Raw genomic sequence first — 19304 nt, 5'->3', positions numbered from 1 at the left:
TCCTACTCCTCTATTAAAGTTTCAAGTTTTTTCGCCGGAGCGTGATCTTTCACGCGCGGCTCGCCCGCTTGCAAACAGGCGCCCACAAAATCACGAAAGAGCGGGTGCGGCTGAGTCAGACGACTCTTCAGTTCCGGATGGAATTGCACGGCGAGGAACCACGGATGGTCCGGCAACTCGATGATCTCCACCAGATCGCCGCCCGGCCAGATTCCCGTGCAGCGCATCCCGTGCTGCTCCAACTGCTCCCGGTAACGATTGTTCACCTCGAAGCGATGGCGATGGCGCTCCGTAATCGCGTCCGCGCCGAAAGCGGCGTGAGCGAGCGATCCGCGCGAAAGAAAACACGGATAGCTTCCCAATCGCATCGTCGCGCCCTTCTGCTTCAGACCGCGCTGGTCAGGCAGCAAGTCAATCACAGGGTACTTCGTCGTCGGCGCGAACTCGGTTGAGTGCGCTCGGCGCAGCCCGCAAACGTTGCGGGCATACTCGATGACCGCGGCCTGCATGCCTAGGCAGATGCCGAAAAACGGAATCTTCTTCGTTCGCGCATATTCCACCGCGGCAATTTTACCTTCGATACCGCGCTCGCCGAAACCGCCCGGCACGAGCAGACCGGAGCTTCCGGCCATAAGTTCGGTCGCGTCGCCGTGCTCAAACTCTTCGGCCTCAATCCACTTCAGTTCAACTTTGGTGCCGTGATGCGCACCCGCGTGAATGAACGATTCGATAATGGACTTATACGAGTCGCGGACCTCGACATATTTCCCCGCAATGACAATGCGCACGGACGACGTCGGATGCTTGATCTTGCGCACCACGCTCTGCCAATGCGAAAAATCCGGATCCTTGGCGCGCAAGCCGAGATGATCGAGGATGCGCTTGCCCATGCCGCCGCGCTCGAGAATCAGCGGCAACTCATAGACCGTGTCCACGTCGGGCACGTCGAAGACGTCGTCCTTGCCGACGTTGCAGAACAGCGCGATCTTGTCCTTGACCTTGCGGTCGAGCGGACGATCCGTGCGGCACAGAAGAAAATCCGGCTGCACACCGATCTCGCGCAACTCCTTGACCGAATGCTGCGTCGGCTTGGTCTTGACTTCCTGCGCAGTCTGTATGAACGGCACGAGCGTAAGGTGGATATACACGCAGTTTTTCGGACCAAGTTCCAGACCGAACTGGCGAATGGCCTCGATAAACGGAAGACTCTCAATATCGCCGACCGTCCCGCCGACTTCAACGAGCACCACGTCGTACGGTTTCGCACCGCGCGTCACGGCCTTCATGCGCTCGATGATCTCGCCCGTGATGTGCGGAATCACCTGCACCGTCGCACCGAGGTAGTCTCCCTTGCGCTCCTTCGAGATCACCGTGTGATAGATCTGGCCCGTCGTAGCGTTATTGCCGCGCGTCATGTCTTCGTCGATGAAGCGCTCGTAGTGCCCCAGATCGAGGTCCGTTTCCGCGCCGTCCTCCGTCACGTATACTTCCCCGTGCTGATAGGGGTTCATCGTCCCCGGATCCACGTTGATGTACGGATCCAACTTCATCATCGTTACGCGCAGGCCACGGGCCTTGAGCAGACGGCCAATCGAGGCTGATGCGATGCCCTTGCCAAGTGATGACACCACGCCGCCCGTGATGAACACAAACTTCGTACGACTGACTTTGCGTGTGCTTTTTTGCGGTGACATGGTGTTCAGGGGGTTCGGAGGGAGAGATTCTGCAGATCTTCCGGCGTATCTATGCCAACGGAGCGGCTTTGCACCGACACCGTGTGTATCGAAAATCCAGCTTCCAACCAGCGCAATTGCTCAAGACTCTCCGTCTGTTCAAGCGGAGACTGTGGCAGAAGTACGAGCCGTTCCAAAACGCTGCGCTGAAATCCGTAGATTCCCAGATGGCGGAAATGAGGTCTAAGCCCGGCGACGTGGTTGCGGACGAACGGAACCAGCGAACGGCTGAAATACATCGCTCGGCCATCATGCGCCACGACCGCTTTGACGACGTGCGGACGCAAGAATTCGTCGTCCACGCTGGCGGGAACAACCGCCGTGCCGATCTTGACTCCGCCATCCCGCATCAGAGTTGCTACGGCGGCGATGACCTCGGTTTCCATGGCGGGTTCGTCGCCCTGCACATTCAGGATGATGTCGAAGTCAGGAAGACTTTGCATGGCCGCAGCGACGCGGTCCGTGCCGGAAGGCAGCGCGGGGTCGGTCATGACCGCCTCGGCGCCGAACCCTGCACAGGCGCGCAAGATTCGTTCGTCGTCGGTCGCAACCATGACGCGGTCCACACTGGGCGCCTGACTACAGCGCTCCCAAACGTGCTGCACCATCGGTTTGCCCCACAGGAGTTCCAAGGGCTTCCCGGGGAAGCGGGTGGCCGCAAAACGGGCCGGAATAACGACTAATACCTTAGGCATTAGCCCAAAACTCGGGGCAAACGAAAGAACTCGGCTGTCCGATCCGGCGCATCACGAAGCGCAACGTCCCGCGACAGGCAGTCATGCGGGACGTCATCCTCGAGCAGATTTGAGCCTTCTACGGCATGGACCATAGGCTCCACACCGGTGACATCCACCTGTTGTAGCTGATCGAAGTACGCGAGAATGGCATTCAGGTCCTTCTCAAGTCCCGCGATTTCCTCGTCAGGCAACCGGAGTCGGGCCAGCTTGGCCAGGTGCAATACCTCGGATCGTGTGATGCTCACGTGATGTTAACTCAAAAAAAACAATAACTTTTTACAGGAGGTCCCAGATAGGTTAACATAGCGCAAAATCCCCCAAAAGTCAAGGGAAGATACCTGTCAGGCAGCCGCCTCAGTTTGCCCAAATTGCAGCCGATAAAGTCGGTGATAGATCCCGCCGAGCTTGAGCAGTTCGTCATGCGTGCCCTGTTCGCGGACTTTTCCGTGGTGCATGACCAGAATCCGGTCACAACTCTGAATCGTGGAGAGTCGGTGGGCGATGATGATGGACGTGCGCCCCGCCAACACCCGCGCGATCGCCTCTTGAATGAGCTGTTCGGTCTCGGTGTCAATGGAGGCTGTGGCCTCATCCAAAATCAGCAGCTCAGGCCGCCGCAGCAGCGCTCGGGCAAACGCCAAGAGCTGCCGCTGACCTGTGGACAGTGTGGCACCGCGCTCCACGACGAGCTCGGCGTAACCACCCGGCAGCTTCTCGATAAAGCGGTTAGCCAGCACCAATTCCGCGGCGTCACGAACTTCCACGTCGGCAGCATCCGGCTGGCCATATCGAATATTGTCGGCAATGTTACCCGCAAAGATGAACACGTCCTGCAAGACGATGCCGAGCAAAGCGCGCAACTCGCCGAGCGAATAGCCGCGAATATCGCACCCCTTAATGAGGATCTGCCCGCGCTGCACATCGTAGAAGCGTTGCAAGAGCGAAATAATGGTCGTCTTGCCGGCGCCGGTTGCACCGACCACGGCAATAGACTCGCCTTCGTGAACGACAAAGCTGACGTCTTGCAGTACCCACTCCTCAGACTTGTAGGCAAACCAGACGTTGCGAAATTCGATAAAGGGAGCATCAGGAATCGCCGCCGGTACGGTCTGCGGCGCGTGATCCGTCACTTCAACGGGTTCGTCCAGGACATTGAAGACGCGCTCCGCGGCGGCCATCGCGGCCTGTAGAATGTTGTACTTCTCCGCCAAATCGCGTACCGGGCGGTAGAAGCGCTCGACATATTGCAGGAACGCAACCAGAGTACCAACCGTGACGGTCCCGGCAATCATCATGGTGCCGCCGCCCCAGATAATTGCGGCTATGGCGAGCGCAGAGATCAGTTCGACACCCGGAAAGAACAGCGCATAATAGAAAATGGTGTCCAGATAGGTCTTCTTTAGCTCGTCATTGCGCTCTTGAAACAGCCCGTAGTTATGCGACTCGCGGCCAAAGAGCTGGACTACGCGCATACCCGTGATGTTCTCCTGCAGATAGCCGTTCATGCCGGAAATCTGCGATCGTGTCGTCCGGTATAAGTCGCGGACTTTCTTGCGAAACGCAAACGTCACGCCCAGCAGCAGAGGAATTACCGTTAACGTCAGCAGCGCGAGCTTCCAGTTGATTGCAAACATCACGATCATGATGCCGACAAGCGTGAAGACGTCGCCGAAGATCGCCACCATCCCGGATCCAAACAGTTCGTACAGGGCCTGTACGTCACTCGTGACGCGGGTCATGAGCCTGCCCACGGGATTACGGTCGAAATACGGCACCGAGAGTTGTTGGAGCTTATCGAAGACATCGCGACGCAGCCGGTACATAATGATCTGTCCGGCCTCGCCGGTCAGATAGACTTGACTCCAACGCAGCGCCGTGGAGACCGCCGCGACCACGATGAAGATGATAACAATCCGGATCAGGCCGGGCAGATCGGCATTCGCAATGTACGTGTCAATCGCAATTTTGGACAGCCACGGCCCGGCTAATTCCGTCGCCGCCCCAAGCAAGAGCAACCCGACTGCACAGAATAGTTTCAGCTTCTGGTCGCCGACGTAACCCCACAACCGCCTGACCAACAGCGAGTCGTAGGCCTTACCAAGCACTTCACGGTCGTCGTCCCGTCTGGGTTTCTGGCTCATACTTCCAACTCCAGCTCTTCTTCGAGCCGCTGCCTGCGCTCCATGTCCGCATAGTAGCCGTTTTGCCCAAGCAAGTCGTCATGCGTGCCGTGCTCAACGATTTCACCGTTGTCTATCACGTAGATGCAGTCGGCCTCGCGGACGGTGGACACGCGGTGCGATATCAATATGGACGTGCGATTCTGCATGAAGCGGCGCAGTCCGGACAGAATCTCTTCTTCGGTGTGCGTGTCCACGGCCGAGAGCGCGTCGTCCAGAATCAGAATCAACGGGTCCCGCACGAGTGCGCGGGCCAGCGCGAGCCGTCCCTTCTGCCCGCCGGAAAGCGTCACGCCGCGCTCGCCGACCAGCGTCTCATAGCCGTCCGCAAATTGCTCGACGTCTTTGTCAATGCGCGATGTGCGGGCCGCGCTCATCGCCTCCTCCGTGCCGACTCCGGGCCGGCCGAAGATCAAGTTATTGTATACGGTGTCGGAAAAGAGAAAGGCGTCTTGCGGCACCATGGCGACGTTTTCACGCAGCGCGCGAATCTCCCACTCGGTCGTGGGTACGCCGTCAATCCGCACTCGCCCGGAAGTGGGATCCAGCAGCCGCGGTATCAGATTGATCAAGGTTGTCTTGCCGCCGCCGGTAGGACCAACAAACGCAATCGTCTGACCGGCCGAGATGTGCAAATTGATGTTCTTGAGAATCGGCGCTCGATCACCGTACGCAAAAGTGACATCTTCAAAGGTAATCTCGCCGTGGCGGTGCGTTGGAGTGCCGCCGTTTGCGGGCGAGATGATTGCAGGGGCCGTATTGAGCAGCTCTTGAATTCGTTTCATTGAGGCCGCGCCGCGCTGCAGGAGATTGGCGACCCAGCCAATCGCGATCATCGGCCACGCCAGCATGCCCAGGTAACCGACAAACGCGACGAAATCGCCCAGTGACATCTCGCTGCGCATGATACTCATGCCGCCAATCAAGAGTATCACCGCCGTGCCCGCTTCAAAGAAGAATCCCATCAGCGGAAAGAACAGCGCTTGAACTTTGGTCATTGCCAGATTGCGGCGCACGTACTCCTGATTCAACCCGTCGAACTTCGCGCGCTCCTGCCGCTCCTGACTGAACGCGCGGACAACCCGCGCGCCGGACAGATTTTCCTGCGCTTGATCAGACAGTTTGGAATATTGCTCTTGAATATCCGTCGTCAGTTGATGCGTGACTTTCCCCAGCTTGTAGACGGACCAGCTCACCAGCGGCGTAAGTAGAAGTGTAATCAGCGTGAGTTTCCACGAGATCATCAGCATCAGAATGAGCGAAAACAGCGCCGTTAGCATCGTATCCACCGGATACATGAAGCCCGGCCCGAGCACGTTGCGCACGCTGTCCAGGTCGTTGGTCATGCGCGCCATCAGATCACCGGTACGGTTGCGCGTGTAGTATTCCAACGGCTGTGACTGCAAGTGCGCGAAAACGCGATCCCGCAAGTCACGCTCGACATATCGCGACATCCCGATCAACTCCATGCGCATGAAGTAGCGGAAGATTCCGCTCACTAGCCATAACGCGATGATCAGGCCCGCGTACTCAGCCAAACGCGCGCCGCTGATGTTGCCGTGCAGCTCGTCTATCGCCAGCTTCATCACCCACGGACCGACAGCACCCAGCGACGTCGAGAAGACCGCGGCGACGCAGCCCCAGATGATTTTGCGCCGGTAGGGACGCAGATAGGGAATAAGATATCTTAGGGAGTTCATCGTTTGTTCAATTGCCACAAAGACGAAACCTCCGGCGCAAACCGGAGGCTTCGCAATGCTTACTGTTGCACTGAGGTCTATTGACCGGCAAGCTTGGGTTTGTCAACCAGATCTTCCTTTTTCCGCAGCAGCACTTCAACCGTGCTGTTGTAAAGCACGTAGTCTGTCAGCGCTCCCGTTTTGCGTACATAATACTGCTTGTCATCCCGCGGAACAAATTTCAATTCCATGCGAGCGCCATCCAGCATTTCCACCAACACCGTAGCCTTCGGCGCATCAAAGAATGCAGCGCCCAAGGTGTCGGCGAATTCAACAGCATTGATGCGCGAGAGCATCCGCGTAATCCGCTCAATGTGCTGTTTCATGCCCGGAAACGCTACTCCGTTCTCTGTACTCGACCAGACAGAATCCTGTTTAGTCAACACAAGCTCGCGACCATCATGACGCACTGTCACGACGCGCACGCTGTCCATCGCCAGAGCCGAAATGGTCTTGTCGCGCCAATCGGCCGCGGGACGACGGAAGTTCGACGCGTGATTGCCCCCGACCTCCCAGACTTCCTTGGACCCCTCCACGCGGGCGTAACTGGTCTGCATCGTCGGACCGGCTTTGCCCAGAAAGATCGTCCGTTCCTGACCGTTGGCCGTCAAGGTAACTTGAACACCCTTCACGCCGTCCACTTCAAATTCGCCGTAGCGATCCGGTTTATCGGTCACAATGGCTTTGCGCGTCATCTGCCCGAATCGCTGCACAGCCCGCCCGACATTCTGCGGATTCGCGGGAAAGGCCTTTGCGCCCATGATCTTCCAGCCGTCGCCTTCCTTGCGCAGTTCAACGGTATCGCTCACCGTAACAACGCGCATCGCAGTCACGTCGGCACTATCGGCCTCAACCAGCGGAATGTCCAGTTTGGCAGTAGGTTCATTCTGGTTCAGTACCACATACAATCCGATCAGCGCCAGCAGGACTGCCGCTAAGACAAGCGTCTTATTCATAGCGACACCTCCTTGCGCTTGCGGCGGCGATTCCAGCGGATAACGCCGATTAACAGCACCAGAGCCGGCGGGCCGATGAGGTTTGCGAGCTTGACACGCTGTTTGGTGTCGTCGCTAATATTGGCATCCAGTGGCCGCACCGCCGCGTCGCGAGAACGAATCGCCAGAAGATCTGTGTCCTGCGACAACCAGTCAATCGTGTTCAGGAACAAGACCAGATTCGGGCCGCCCTGTTGAATGTACTGTCCCTGCAGCAGATTGCCGTCACCGACGACAACCATCCGCGTATCGCTGCTTTCAGTCAGAATATTGAGCGCAGGCGTGATCGCCGTGGAATCGCTCGGGGCCGGTACGCCCTTACCCTTGAAAAACGAGGGGAACGAGCCCGTCAACGCCGCGGCGAATATCTTCTTGCCGCCGGTGAATTGCGAGCGTTCACGCCGCGTGTCGGGGTTGATGTCAAACTGGCCGGTCTGTACAATCGTGTATTCAGTAGATTGCAGCAACGGTACAATGGCCACGTTACCGTCCGCGGGTTTCGCCGTGTCAATCGAACTCGGGAAAAAGAGCGTGCCGGCGTTCATGCCATCGGTTATCGGATGGTCCTGATTGAAGTCGCGCACCTCAGGGAAACCGGGGTAGGCAATCTGGCTGGCCATGATGAACTGGCCCTGCTGGCGCTGCATCATTACCATGGCCGCGCTGGCGTCCAATACAAGGTTGTTGGAAACCACGAATCCGTAGCGTCCGTCCACTCGTCCATGTCGAGCGACAATGCAGTCGCTTGCGAGGTGCCGGCGTCGGCCTCCACTTTGTTCACGAACCACGCAACCTTGCCGCCGCGCATAATGAACTGGTCAATCACGAACTTTGACCACTCGTCTAACGGCTCTTTGGGCTGAATGATACACAGCGTCTCGATGTCATCTGGAATCAGGCTCGAGCCCTGCTTCGTGCTGATCTTCGTGACTTCATACTGCTTGCGCAGTTCCCGGGTGATGACTTCCGTCGCCTGATCGGCAGCCGTGCCAAAGTCCGACAGGAAGGCGATCTTCGGCAGCTTCTCCGCCGTGAGCCGTTTGATCGTTGAGGTCAGTTCATATTCGAGGTTGTTAACCTGTAAGATCACTGGAATCGTCTCGTGTTTTGTCCCGTATATCAGAACGAGTCCCATGTAGACGATTTTTACCTTCAACTCGTCGCGCTCGAGCACGTTGCCCTGCACCGGCTGGAGCCGGTACATCTGAGCCTCTTTTTCGAGCTGCTCGTCGTCCAGCGGATCCACGACCTCGTAGTGAAAGTCGCCGCCGCCGTAGGCGCGATAGTCTTCAAGCAAGTCGAGAATGAAGCGTGAATTGGCCTTACACGACACCGACGCGCCGCCGATCATCAGCGACGCGGGCATGTCTTTGGTGAAAAAGGCCTTTACGGTCAAACGATCCTCAAGATTGCCGACGACGTTGCGGGAAGCCTGACTCAGAGTGTAGATAGACTGATCAGTCAAGTCGGCGCGGGCGAACAGACGCATGCCGATCAGATTAACAACGACGACGATCGCCGCGATAACCAGCAGTGTAGAAATGTTCGATGCAGACCAGGTTTTCTTCATGAATCAGTCTCCCCGGCGGCGTGAAAGTGCGTGGCTGGCCAGAAGCAGCCCGAAAAAAATCACCGACGCGAAGTAGAGTACGTTGCGCGTGTCAATCACGCCGCGCGCCACATTCTGAAAGTGATACTCGATGCCAAGATACTCGAAGACCCCGGCCACGGCGGACGGCAGGTAGAAGATTATCTTGTCGGCGATGAAGAAAAAGAACGAGATAAACAGCGCAACAATGAACGCGACAATCTGATTGTCCGTCACGGAAGACGCGAAAACGCCGATCGCCAAATAGGCCGAAGCCATCAGAATCAAACCGATGTAACCCGCTACGGCCTGACCGGTGTCCATGTTGCCCAGACTGCCCACGGTGAACGCGTAAAGTACCGTGCATGCCACGAGCACTCCGAGCAGTCCCAGCGCGGCCAAATACTTGCCGAGCACGATTTCCGAATCCTTGATCGGATACGTGTAGAGCAGCTCTATCGTGCCCGTCTTCTTCTCGTCGGCCAGAAGTTTCATGGAAATGGCCGGAATGAAAAAGACAAACAGCAGCGGAATGACGCCCCACAGCGTCCGCAGGTCGGCCTGGTTGGCCAGAAACAGATTGCTCGTGAAGAAATAACCGGACACGAGCAGAAAGAAAGTTGATACAATGTAGGCCACCGGAGAGTCGAAGTACGACTTAAACTCGCGGCGGGCGATGACCATGATGTTATGCATGTTTAGGCCGCCGTCAGTTTATGGAAGACTTCTTCAAGACTCTGCGTTTCGGGAATCATCTCGAGCAGCGTCCAGTTTTCGGTAACCGCCAGCTTGAAGACGGCTTCACGCACGTCCTGGTGCGGAGTGCTTTCCACGCGCAGTTTCGATTCACCGGATTTGCCCACTTGCACCGCGCGCACGTCTTCCACTACGGGCAGCGCCTTGAGTTTGGCCAACGCCCCGTCCGCGCCGCCTTTCAGCGTCACCATGAGCACCGTGCGGCCCGACAAGCCCGCCTGCAAACCTTCTGGAGTGTTGTCAGCGACGAGTTTGCCGCCGCTGATAATGATCACACGCGAGCAGGTGGCCTGCACTTCCGACAAAATGTGCGTCGAAAGTATCACGGTCTTTTCGCGTCCCAGCTCTTTGATCAAGGCACGGATTTCGACAATCTGGTTGGGATCCAATCCCGCCGTCGGCTCGTCCAGAATCAAGTACTCCGGATTGTGGATAATGGCCTGCGAGAGGCCCACTCGCTGACGGTATCCCTTGGAGAGTTCGCCCACGTCCTTGCCAAGAACCGACGTCAAACCGCAGCGGTCCACGACCTCCTTGATCCGTGGCCCGACGCGATCCGAAGGGATCCGACGCAAGGCGCAAACGTAATGCAAGTAGTCCAGAACATTCATGTCCTGATAGACTGGCGCCATTTCCGGCAGATAGCCGATCTTCTCGCGAATGGCCAGCGAGTCCTTTTCCATCGTCAGGCCGTCCACGACGATGTTTCCCGACGTCGGCGGCATGTACCCGGTGATCATGCGCATGGTCGTGGTTTTGCCTGCGCCGTTGGGACCCAGAAATCCGAGAATCTGGCCTTTCGGGACGCTGAGCGAAACCCCGTCCACGGCTTTGACACCACGGTAGGATTTGGTCAGATTTTGAAGTTCAATCATGAATCAATTGAAGAGTTGCTGCATGGTGGGTTTTCTGAGGTAACGCCAAATAAACGCCCCCATGACGACGGCGGTTCCCGGCGTCAGGTCAAGTTAGAATGTTGTTTTTGTGGAGCTTGGTAAAGAGGCGCTGAAAATCTGGAGGATTCCGAGAGTCAGCGCTGGGACAGGTCTACTCGGACTTCGTAGATAGGATCTCCGGCCTGAAAGGTCAGTTCTTTCGTGAAGATTGGAAAGCTGGGATGCCTAAGCTCAATAATATGTCTTCCCAACGGGAGAAAGATCACTTGCGTGGACGGTGTCCGAAAGCGCAGTTCGCCGTCCACAAACACGTCCGCCCACGGCTTAACGGACGCAATTTTCACACGGGCTACATAATCCTGAAGATTGACCGTGATGGCCGTGGTATCACCCGGAGCTACGTCAATCTGTTTGGTAACTGGCTGCTTAAGCTGGTCATTAAGAAAAAGCAAGGTGCCGAGGCCGGCAGGCAGCGCCAAGGGTGTGGTAAGAGGCGTTGTACCAAGCAGGGAGTCATTGTAGAACACCCGCGCCCACGGGGTGCTGTTGATCGTGACATAGGCAGGTCCAGAAGGCCGCGGCGGCTGGCGATCCGGAATCACCACGACCGATGTGTCCACGGCCCGCTTCTGGGGCCGGGTATTCGTTGTATCCGCGGGCTTGGGGCGGTTAGCGCGTGTTGAATCCGGTCTGGTCGCAGGTGTCGTTGTGTCCGACTGTTGCGGCTGTGCCGGAATCGTCGTGGAGTCCTTGCGCTGCGTCACATCCGGGAGGGTCGTTGGCGGCTCGGGGCTCGGCGAAAACACCAATGCAATGACCGTCAAGACAAGGAGGATTCCAGCGGCGCCGTACCAGAACAGCATCTTGTTCGGCAACGTGCGCGTTCCGGCTGCGACCGGAGCGGAATGGTCCGTGCCGCTCATGAAGGCGGCCAAGTCTGCGTTCGTCCCGGGCTTGCCGTGCACTGCTTCCAGCAGCTTCGCGTGCGCAACTATGGCCGTCGCTGGACGGTCTTCTGGATCACGCTCGATCATCTCAAGGAGGAGCGGCCGGAACGTCTCCGGAATTGCCGCAGCATAAACGCTGAGGTCCGGTACGCGGTATTTCATCACGTTCTGGAACGCCTCGCCCAGGCTGTCGCCCAGGATCAGGCGCCGCCCCGTCAGCATCTCAAAGAGCATCGCGCCGCAGGCGAAGATATCCGTGCGCGGGCCGATGGCGCCGCCGAGCGCCTGCTCGGGCGACATATAGGACGGCGTCCCAATGACCGCGCCTTCCATGGTCACGGCAGGCAGATCGCGGAGGCTTGCTAAACCGAAGTCGGTGATCTTGACGACACCTGTTTGCGAGATCAGAATATTCTCGGGCTTCAGATCCCGGTGAATAATTCCGCCCGCGTGGGCCTGCGCCAATCCAGCGAGAATGTCCGTCGCCAACTTGATGGCAAGATCGCCGGGTAGAACACCGCGCCGCTTCAGAAGATGGCCGAGCGTTTCGCCTTCCACATATTCGAGCAGAAGCGACAGCGATTCGTCACCCGCGCGAATGTCGTAGATCTGCACGACATTGGGATGCGACAAACGCGCAATGGCACGGGCCTCCCGCTCAAAACGAATCCGCAGATCGGCATCGCGCGCGAACTGCGGATGAATAGACTTGACCAGGACCTTGCGGTCGAGCTGTTGATCGTAGCCTTCCCACACGGTCGCAATGCCGCTGCGCGACAATTCGCGAACCAATTGCAGACGGTCGTCACTCATGCGCGGGTGAAATTCGGGTTAGGCGAGACGACTCAGTTGCCGCCGTCTTTCCACTCGGCCAGCTTGTAGTGCAGCCAGCGCAGCGAAACGCCGAGTGCCGCGGCCGTTTTTGTCTTGTTCCCGCCCATCTCGTCAAGCGTGCGAGTCACGTAATCACGCTCATGTTCGCGCAGCGACCGTGATCCTCCCGGCGTCTTAAGCACGCGCGGGATGATCAACTCGTCCGGCGTAATATCGCGATCACCGGCCAGAACAATCGCGCGTTCAACCGCGTTTTCAAGTTCTCGGACATTGCCGGGCCAGTGATAACCTGATAGCATGCGCATTGCCTCCGACGTGATGCGCTTCTCTGGCGCGCTCGTCTTGGCGGCATATTTCGTGAGGAAGTGGCGCACGAGCAACGGCAAATCTCCGTCACGGTCGCGCAGCGAGGGCATGTTGATCGTGATGACATTCAAGCGGTAGAACAGGTCTTCGCGGAAGATGCCCTTTTCGACCTCTTTAGACAACGGCTTATTGGTCGCTGAAATCACGCGCACATTGACGCGGCGAGTCTCCGTGTCACCCACGCGGCGGAATTCGCCATCCTGTAGGACGCGCAGCAGCTTCGCTTGAATTGATGCGGGGATATCTGAAACTTCGTCGAGGAAAAATGTTCCACCATCCGCAATCTCAAGCAAGCCCTTCTTGTCCGAAACCGCGCCGGTGAACGCGCCGCGCTTGTGGCCGAAAAGCTCGCTCTCGAGCAGCGTCTCGGACAGGTTGCCGCAGAATTGGGCGATGAACGCCTTGTCGCGGCGCGGGCCGTTGTAATGAAGCGCGCGGGCCACAAGCTCCTTACCCGTGCCGGATTCCCCCTCCAGTAAGACTGAGATGTCGGCGTGAATAATCTTGTTTAGCAACTCGAAGATGTCCTGCATCCGCGAGCTGTTGCCGATGATCTCCTTGAACTGATAGGTGCGCTGAACTTCGCTGCGCAACTGGTAGTTCTCATCGCGCAGGCTGCCCATCAACCGCGCGTTTTCAATCGCGATCGCGCACAGATTGGAAAAGGACTTGACAAAGGCCAGCAATTCGTCCGTGAAACCCTCGCGGTGCTTGCGACTGTCCACGTAGATGGCGCCGACGATCTTGCCGCGCAGCACGAATGGCACGGCCATAACCGCGCGAATCTGATTGAATATCACCGACTCCGCGCCTTGAAAGCGCGGATCCGTTTGCGCGTCTATCGTCAGGACGCCCTGCTGCGATTGAATCGCGTCCATCACGATCGAGCGGCTGATCTCGTTAACCGACAGAGCCGATTCAGGCGCGATGTTGCGCGCCGTACGCACGGACAACCCCAGCCCGTTGCCGTCCTCGCGCAGCACCAGGAAGCCGCGCTCGGCGTTAACAGTCTGAATGACAATGTCCATGATCCGCTCGAGCAGCGTGTCAATGTCCGATATGGTATTGAGCACCTGCGAAATATCGAACAGCGCCAGCAATTGCTCACGTGGCAACGCAGGCTGCGAGCTCAATCCGGCGGGACCCGGAAGGCGGGCAGAGCTTTCCATGATTACAAGTATGAAGTGAGTTGTATTACGGTCCGCAGCTCGGCGTGCATACGTCGCGATAGTTGAACGCGCCCGGTTCGGATCCGACGCTGTTGCCGTTCTGATCTATCACGAACAAACGCCAACCGTAGAAAATGGCCGAGTTGCTGTCGGCCGGCACAAAATCGGCGGTAACTGTAACAAATGTGTCCGTGGGCAAGACGTTGTGTACGGTCAGCGACGGCACCATGTCAAAATTCTGAAAGTAGAACCGCAGCTCCATCTCGCGGGCTTGCCCTTCACCGGTCCAGCGGTTCCAACTGAAGTCCATGAGCCCCGGGCAAACGCAGTCAAACTGGCCATCCTCCGGCCAGTTTATCTGCGGATAGTCACGGAACAGACGGGGATAACGAACGGTGTCCAGCGCAATCGCTCCGGAATCGTCGGCCGCCGTCACAGTGATCAAACTGCCAACATATTGCTCGGCCGGATAGAGCAGCTCGGTTTCGAGCTTCTCCAACTTCCAGGCCGTGTCTATCGGAAAGTAGAGCAGGGTGCCAAACGGTAGTGGAAGGCTGTCCGGCCATGTAATGGTCGCTTGTACTCTGGTCAGGTCGAGATTGTTGTCGGCGTCATCAATCTGCGCCGTGATCAGCACTCCGCACTGGTCTTCGGTCGGGAAATTCACGCAGTTCGTGTTGACGACCAATGAGCGAATCACCGGTGCGCGATTCGCTTGCGGCGGGTCAACATAGCGGTCCGAGCCGGGATCGTACGGATTAGCACGTTCAGGTGTCCAGGCGCAGGCCGCGACGAGCAGAGCGCTGATTATTGGGGTCCACCACTTCATACCGGAAGGTATAAACATTTTGCGCGCAAGTCAAGTGAGAGTGCACACGCCGTGCACGACAGCTTTCGGACACAAAAAAGGGTCGTCGGCATCGCCAACGACCCTGATTACTAATGATATATGCTTACTTTACCAGCATTAGCTTCTGGTGACCCAGCATCTGGCCGTCCATCTCGGCCTGGGCCAAGTAAAGTCCAGATGCCAAATTAGAGGCTTGGAAGTGCACATTTTGCAATCCAGCCTGATAAACTGGACGAGCCGTCTCATACACCACGCGGCCTAAGACATCCCAAACCGTCACCCGCAAAAGGCCCGGATTGGCAACCTGTATCGGCAGAGTTGTGCTCGGATTGAAGGGGTTCGGATAGGCCGCGCCCAGCGCAGATGCGCTCACAATCGGCGCCGGTTCATCAACGCCGGATGTCGCCTGGTCATAGAAAAACCGGCCAATGTCCAGCCGCGTCGCATCCGGATCTAAACCACGCTCGGGATCGCCGCGATCAATACACGGCGAATTGCTGCGTAAAGAGAAGAACGCGGCAATCTCCTCGGCATTCCGCCATTCGCCCCACTCGCCCACCGCCGCAAAGATCGGATCCACATCCCACACAGAGTCGCCAATATTGATCATGCGGGGCTGTTCATCGCCTTCAACCCACGTGCCATCCGCTCCGCCGGGACGCGAAGACTCATCCAAGGTCTCGGCATCCAGCGACCACTTGATCGTGTAATTGGCGTCAATGCGGCCAGCACCACTTGTGTTGTAGTAGATGTCCCGCGGGCTGCCCATCACCGTCGTAGTCGAATTGATGCGAATATACGAAGTGCGCGATGCAAAGAAACAGCTTGAGGCAAAGCCCTCCGTGCCGCGTACGGTAATCGTCAATTTTGAAATATCCAAATCACCAGACACTTCGTTCAGGATGCCGATTGCGGACAGCGTGCGGCTTTCCGCATAAACCGTTGAATGGGTAATATCCCAAGACTGATCGCCAAAGGACGGCACATTGCCGAGGCGAACCCCGACGACCGAAAGCGGCGCCCTGACAGTAATGTCGTTAAACGACAGACAGATATTGGTGCAGTAATCCACCCACAAACCGGCAGTTGCCTCATACGGATCGATCAGATCACCCGGCTGAACCCCGTTGATTTCTGCCTGAAGATAGTTATCGCGGAAAATATTCCCGGGCCCCGCGCCGCAATCCTCAGACGCGAAACCTTCCATGCCCAAAAGTTCCACAACCTTCGAATAGAGTCTACTCGTATGCATGTGGTTCATGCGAGCGTGCAGTTGGCTGCCGTCAAATCGAAGGCAATTTTCCGAGGCAATAATCTTGCACGAATTCATCTCAAGGCTCGAACCATCCACTTCCACGCCTCGCCGCGCCAAACCGCGATCCGCGACAATGTGGACAAAATTCAGCGTATGCCAAGCCGGTGCGCCGCGCAAACGGAAGCCGCGCCAGCCTTCAGCACAATAAACCACAATCGGTTCTTCGCGGCTGCCGGACATCGCCAGCACACCGCTTACCTCGAAACGACCCACACTCTCAAAAAAGATCTGAACACCCTGCTCCACTTCCAGCATACCACCTGCCTCAACGTAGGAGCCCGCCCGCACAATTACCGAGTCACCGCTCTCCCATTTCCCGTTCACCGGTCCCGGACCGACATAGACCGCCCCGGCGGTCGCGGCTTGCGCAATCGCCAAAAGCAAGATGAAGATCGGTAGTGTGGTCTTGTTCATGGTATCAACCTGGGCGGTTGGTGTACTCCTGCAAAAAACCAGTCTAACCTTCTGTTCTCTAATGATCTACGACAACCGAGGTGCTTGTGCAATTTGTGCGCGTCCATTTCCATGAACGGCATCATTATCAATATATTGTGGTCGTAAGGGAATGTCAATCAATCCTGACACATTTCCTAAGGTGTCCCTTACTCAAGCACCTGCTTTAGTTTTAAGTAAATTAAGTACTTCGGTGGGTTCAGGAAAACGATGTTCGCGCAACTTCGAGAAAAGGAGGAGTCCCCCTGCTCTGACCTCGAATGCACCCCCACCGGAGGGGATGAGCTCTGGCTCATCAATACCTTGTTTTTTAATGAATTCGGCCAAACTGACCGCGTGTGGACGGTAGTTTCACTGAACGCAGTACTCAATGCTCCAATTCATGTCAAGACTCCTTATTCATGGCCCAATCGTTAGCGCTGGCCGATCGTTAATTCTGTCGGCCGATTTCGGATAGCATCAAACAGTCCCGCAACAACTTCCTCGCACGTCAAATCGCGCACCGTCTCGCCTTGCGGTACCCTGCCCAGTTGCACTTCGGTCAGCGAAATATTTTGGCCGATCAACTCGTTCCGTAAGGCCTTAAGATAGATCCGCAGCGAGGCCTGCCCGACGCTTGCGATCGCGTCCGGACCACCGTCGGGCGACATGGCCTCTGTCATCAGCAAAGCGTGGCCGTGGCCCAGTCGCTTGAACATCGGCTGCAGGAGTTGAAAGCAGTTTACAAATCCCAGAAAACTCGCTTCCATCATGCGCGCAAGCTCACTGCCGCCGGCTTCACTGTCGCACTCCGCGGCCAGCACGCTGATGTTATAGATCATGCGGTCCACCCGTGGCGACCAGGCGGCCAAGGTCATGAGCGTGTTCAATACGCTTTGTGCCTGCGTAACATCCATCGCATAGGCCTGGCAGCGCACGCCACACTCGTCCAACAGCTCTTTGTAGCGATATAGTAATTGCGTGTTCCGCGAGAGCAATCCGATCTGTTCGCCCTGCCGCCCCAATTGCCGCGCAACCTCCAACAGATCGCCGGACACGCCAACGATGATTGTGCAAGGCGGATGGCGGTCTAAAGATTCCATCCGAAACCGGCCTTCCACTCGGAGCGATCCGCGCGGCGACTCTGCTTCACGCGGGCCAGATCACACAGAAGATTGAGACCGGGCAGCACCTCATATCGGGCCGACAAATAGAGCCGGTCCGTGTGTTCGAAGGCGCCGTCCAGAAAACGAAAATCCACGTCGCTGTCCGCGTAATTTCCAGCGGAGATTGATCCACCGACGTTGCGCTCAGACGTGTTTGCTCCGTGATTCTGGCGCGAATAGCCCGCCGCGACGAAAAGCGGAAAAAATGACGCACCCAGCCGCAGATGGACAAACTCGCTGTTGGGTTCCCGGGTGTAGCCCAGCGGCGAGGTCCAGTGCGAGTACATGTTGACATCAAAGAAATGCGAGTAGACGAACGGCCTGATCTTGGTGTACTCGACCCGCAGATCGAACTTCTCCAAGAAGGGTCGCGGCACAATACCGTGCATGCCCAACGTATAAGCGTGCTTGCTGGAACCGCCTGTCGCGCTGAATAGATCACCCAGACGGAAGTCGTCAAAGAGAAATTCGCCGTAGAGCTTAAGACCGCGAACGGGCCGCCACTTCGCGTCGAGCGCGATCATCAAATTGTCTTTGTCGTCATTCGAGTGCTGCACGCTGTAGAGAAAATTGAGCGGCGTGAGATAGCCCAACTGCAAGCCGCGGTCGCCATAGACGACCGCCTGCGACAGCCCGAACTCCGCCTGATCGCGGAAATTCAATTCGACGCGCTGCGCCGACAGGTACTTCTGCGCGTTGACGGTGCGCGGACGGCCGTCCGGATTGACATAGAGCGTATCAGCGGGCGTTAGCGATTCGAGAAAACCGTGGAGGAAAGTGTAGTTGACCAGATCGACACTCGCGTCAAACCGCGCATAATCAAACGGCGGCGTGTTACGGTTGAGAATCAGGCCGCCGAAGTAGCCCGGACCCCAATGATGACGGCCGCGTCCGGCAGTGACCGACAGATTGCGACCGTAGTATTGAAGCTGCGATTCCGATAAGTTGTATGACGTGCTGCTCTCGCCCTTGAGTTCCACCAAGGCCCAACGATCTTCGTAAAGATCGCCGCGAGAGTCGTACGGCGCGTTGCCGGCTTCGGTATGGTCACGAAAGTCCACCATGCCGTACAGACTATTCGCGTAGCCCGTCTCGATGCGGAAGCCTCCGGTGAATCGCGAGACTTGGCCGCGTTCGTCGTCCGTCTCGATGACCTCATATCCATAGACAGGCTGGAACGAAAAACCAAACCGCTCGGCCTGGGACACGTACGAGTAGAAATTATACTCGTCGCGGAACAGCGTGCCGAAAAGCCGCGGCCATCCGCGCGGTGATTGACCTGTATTGCTACGCCACTCTTCCTGGTCGAACAGAGATACGCCACCCATGATGTGGTCGCGCACCATATGCTCTCGATCGTAACGCAGGTACTCCGCTTCCAATCCGCGCAGCCCCTCATCACCGCCCTGCCACCGCAACTGCCGATTCTGACGCGGCCGAGTGGTCGAGTAGACGCGGCCTGAGTGGCGCGTCTCCATGCGCTCTAGAAAGTCCTCGAAGGCCGGTCGGTGCAGAGGCAACTCGACGGGACGTGCGTCCGCCCAGAGGCCGCCGGCCAATAGTGCCGCAAGGATGATTAGCGTGCCGCGAAACATGCGTCC

17 protein-coding genes are annotated in these 19304 nt (G+C 57.4%); all 17 read right to left on the bottom strand.

What is annotated here, in order from left to right:
• Positions 1-2 precede the first annotated feature (2 nt).
• A complete protein-coding gene (locus IPH10_06805; GenBank protein MBK6910631.1) occupies positions 3-1694 on the bottom strand; it encodes a CTP synthase in 1692 nt (563 codons plus the stop codon).
• Between the two features lie 5 nt (positions 1695-1699).
• The gene (kdsB, locus tag IPH10_06800) at positions 1700-2428 is read right to left on the bottom strand and encodes a 3-deoxy-manno-octulosonate cytidylyltransferase (protein MBK6910630.1); all 729 of its coding nucleotides are present in this window, start codon (positions 2426-2428) and stop codon (positions 1700-1702) included.
• Entirely contained in the window at positions 2428-2715 is a 288-nt protein-coding gene (gene gatC, locus IPH10_06795; protein MBK6910629.1) for an Asp-tRNA(Asn)/Glu-tRNA(Gln) amidotransferase subunit GatC, read from the bottom strand. Before gatC ends, kdsB begins: the two co-directional genes overlap by 1 nt.
• A gap of 96 nt (positions 2716-2811) precedes the next feature.
• On the bottom strand, positions 2812-4611 hold the full coding sequence (locus IPH10_06790) for an ABC transporter ATP-binding protein (GenBank protein ID MBK6910628.1): 1800 nt from the start codon (positions 4609-4611) through the stop codon (positions 2812-2814).
• On the bottom strand, positions 4608-6350 hold the full coding sequence (locus tag IPH10_06785; GenBank protein MBK6910627.1) for an ABC transporter ATP-binding protein: 1743 nt from the start codon (positions 6348-6350) through the stop codon (positions 4608-4610). Before IPH10_06785 ends, IPH10_06790 begins: the two co-directional genes overlap by 4 nt.
• Positions 6351-6427: 77 nt before the next feature.
• Positions 6428-7345: a DUF4340 domain-containing protein gene (locus IPH10_06780; GenBank protein MBK6910626.1), complete on the bottom strand. Its 918-nt coding sequence runs from the start codon at positions 7343-7345 to the stop codon at positions 6428-6430.
• The gene (locus tag IPH10_06775) at positions 7342-8040 is read right to left on the bottom strand and encodes a hypothetical protein (GenBank protein ID MBK6910625.1); all 699 of its coding nucleotides are present in this window, start codon (positions 8038-8040) and stop codon (positions 7342-7344) included. The genes IPH10_06780 and IPH10_06775 overlap by 4 nt, the downstream gene beginning before the upstream one ends.
• Positions 8034-8954 carry a GldG family protein gene (locus tag IPH10_06770; GenBank protein MBK6910624.1) on the bottom strand — a complete coding sequence of 307 codons (921 nt, stop codon included), beginning with the start codon at positions 8952-8954 and terminating at the stop codon, positions 8034-8036. The genes IPH10_06775 and IPH10_06770 overlap by 7 nt, the downstream gene beginning before the upstream one ends.
• A 3-nt stretch (positions 8955-8957) precedes the next feature.
• Positions 8958-9668 (bottom strand): ABC transporter permease subunit, encoded by a 711-nt coding sequence (locus tag IPH10_06765; protein ID MBK6910623.1) that lies wholly within the window; start codon positions 9666-9668, stop codon positions 8958-8960.
• Positions 9669-9670: 2 nt separating this feature from the next.
• On the bottom strand, positions 9671-10603 hold the full coding sequence (locus tag IPH10_06760) for an ATP-binding cassette domain-containing protein (GenBank protein ID MBK6910622.1): 933 nt from the start codon (positions 10601-10603) through the stop codon (positions 9671-9673).
• A gap of 155 nt (positions 10604-10758) precedes the next feature.
• The gene (locus IPH10_06755) at positions 10759-12384 is read right to left on the bottom strand and encodes a serine/threonine protein kinase (protein ID MBK6910621.1); all 1626 of its coding nucleotides are present in this window, start codon (positions 12382-12384) and stop codon (positions 10759-10761) included.
• 32 nt (positions 12385-12416) lie between these two features.
• Positions 12417-13940 carry a sigma 54-interacting transcriptional regulator gene (locus IPH10_06750; protein MBK6910620.1) on the bottom strand — a complete coding sequence of 508 codons (1524 nt, stop codon included), beginning with the start codon at positions 13938-13940 and terminating at the stop codon, positions 12417-12419.
• 25 nt (positions 13941-13965) lie between these two features.
• Positions 13966-14769, bottom strand: coding sequence for a hypothetical protein (locus IPH10_06745; GenBank protein ID MBK6910619.1), 804 nt, complete (start codon positions 14767-14769; stop codon positions 13966-13968).
• Positions 14770-14893: 124 nt separating this feature from the next.
• Positions 14894-16519: a T9SS type A sorting domain-containing protein gene (locus IPH10_06740; GenBank protein ID MBK6910618.1), complete on the bottom strand. Its 1626-nt coding sequence runs from the start codon at positions 16517-16519 to the stop codon at positions 14894-14896.
• Between the two features lie 192 nt (positions 16520-16711).
• The gene (locus tag IPH10_06735) at positions 16712-16885 is read right to left on the bottom strand and encodes an Rdx family protein (protein MBK6910617.1); all 174 of its coding nucleotides are present in this window, start codon (positions 16883-16885) and stop codon (positions 16712-16714) included.
• An 86-nt stretch (positions 16886-16971) separates the two neighbouring features.
• On the bottom strand, positions 16972-17640 hold the full coding sequence (locus IPH10_06730) for an SDR family NAD(P)-dependent oxidoreductase (GenBank protein MBK6910616.1): 669 nt from the start codon (positions 17638-17640) through the stop codon (positions 16972-16974).
• Complete coding sequence (locus IPH10_06725; GenBank protein ID MBK6910615.1) at positions 17628-19298, bottom strand: hypothetical protein; 1671 nt, start codon at positions 19296-19298, stop codon at positions 17628-17630. The genes IPH10_06730 and IPH10_06725 overlap by 13 nt, the downstream gene beginning before the upstream one ends.
• Between the last annotated feature and the right edge of the window lie 6 nt (positions 19299-19304).

The sequence above is a fragment of the bacterium genome, assembly GCA_016702305.1.
Taxonomy (GTDB): Bacteria; Electryoneota; RPQS01; order RPQS01; family RPQS01; genus JABWCQ01.
The sequence above is the reverse complement of the archived record's forward strand: the minus strand, read 5'-3'. Positions and strand labels throughout refer to the sequence as shown.

What these genes read in the sequence shown, in the direction of transcription:
- IPH10_06730 (MBK6910616.1), bottom strand. Translation starts at nt 17,640, where the DNA reads ATGGAATCTTTAGACCGCCATCCGCCTTGCACAATCATCGTTGGCGTG.
- IPH10_06765 (MBK6910623.1), bottom strand. Translation starts at nt 9,668, where the DNA reads ATGCATAACATCATGGTCATCGCCCGCCGCGAGTTTAAGTCGTACTTC.
- IPH10_06780 (MBK6910626.1), bottom strand. Translation starts at nt 7,345, where the DNA reads ATGAATAAGACGCTTGTCTTAGCGGCAGTCCTGCTGGCGCTGATCGGA.
- kdsB (MBK6910630.1), bottom strand. Translation starts at nt 2,428, where the DNA reads ATGCCTAAGGTATTAGTCGTTATTCCGGCCCGTTTTGCGGCCACCCGC.
- IPH10_06725 (MBK6910615.1), bottom strand. Translation starts at nt 19,298, where the DNA reads ATGTTTCGCGGCACGCTAATCATCCTTGCGGCACTATTGGCCGGCGGC.
- IPH10_06805 (MBK6910631.1), bottom strand. Translation starts at nt 1,694, where the DNA reads ATGTCACCGCAAAAAAGCACACGCAAAGTCAGTCGTACGAAGTTTGTG.
- IPH10_06775 (MBK6910625.1), bottom strand. Translation starts at nt 8,040, where the DNA reads ATGGTAATGATGCAGCGCCAGCAGGGCCAGTTCATCATGGCCAGCCAG.
- IPH10_06760 (MBK6910622.1), bottom strand. Translation starts at nt 10,603, where the DNA reads ATGATTGAACTTCAAAATCTGACCAAATCCTACCGTGGTGTCAAAGCC.
- IPH10_06770 (MBK6910624.1), bottom strand. Translation starts at nt 8,954, where the DNA reads ATGAAGAAAACCTGGTCTGCATCGAACATTTCTACACTGCTGGTTATC.
- IPH10_06790 (MBK6910628.1), bottom strand. Translation starts at nt 4,611, where the DNA reads ATGAGCCAGAAACCCAGACGGGACGACGACCGTGAAGTGCTTGGTAAG.
- IPH10_06755 (MBK6910621.1), bottom strand. Translation starts at nt 12,384, where the DNA reads ATGAGTGACGACCGTCTGCAATTGGTTCGCGAATTGTCGCGCAGCGGC.
- IPH10_06745 (MBK6910619.1), bottom strand. Translation starts at nt 14,769, where the DNA reads ATGAAGTGGTGGACCCCAATAATCAGCGCTCTGCTCGTCGCGGCCTGC.
- IPH10_06785 (MBK6910627.1), bottom strand. Translation starts at nt 6,350, where the DNA reads ATGAACTCCCTAAGATATCTTATTCCCTATCTGCGTCCCTACCGGCGC.
- IPH10_06740 (MBK6910618.1), bottom strand. Translation starts at nt 16,519, where the DNA reads ATGAACAAGACCACACTACCGATCTTCATCTTGCTTTTGGCGATTGCG.
- IPH10_06750 (MBK6910620.1), bottom strand. Translation starts at nt 13,940, where the DNA reads ATGGAAAGCTCTGCCCGCCTTCCGGGTCCCGCCGGATTGAGCTCGCAG.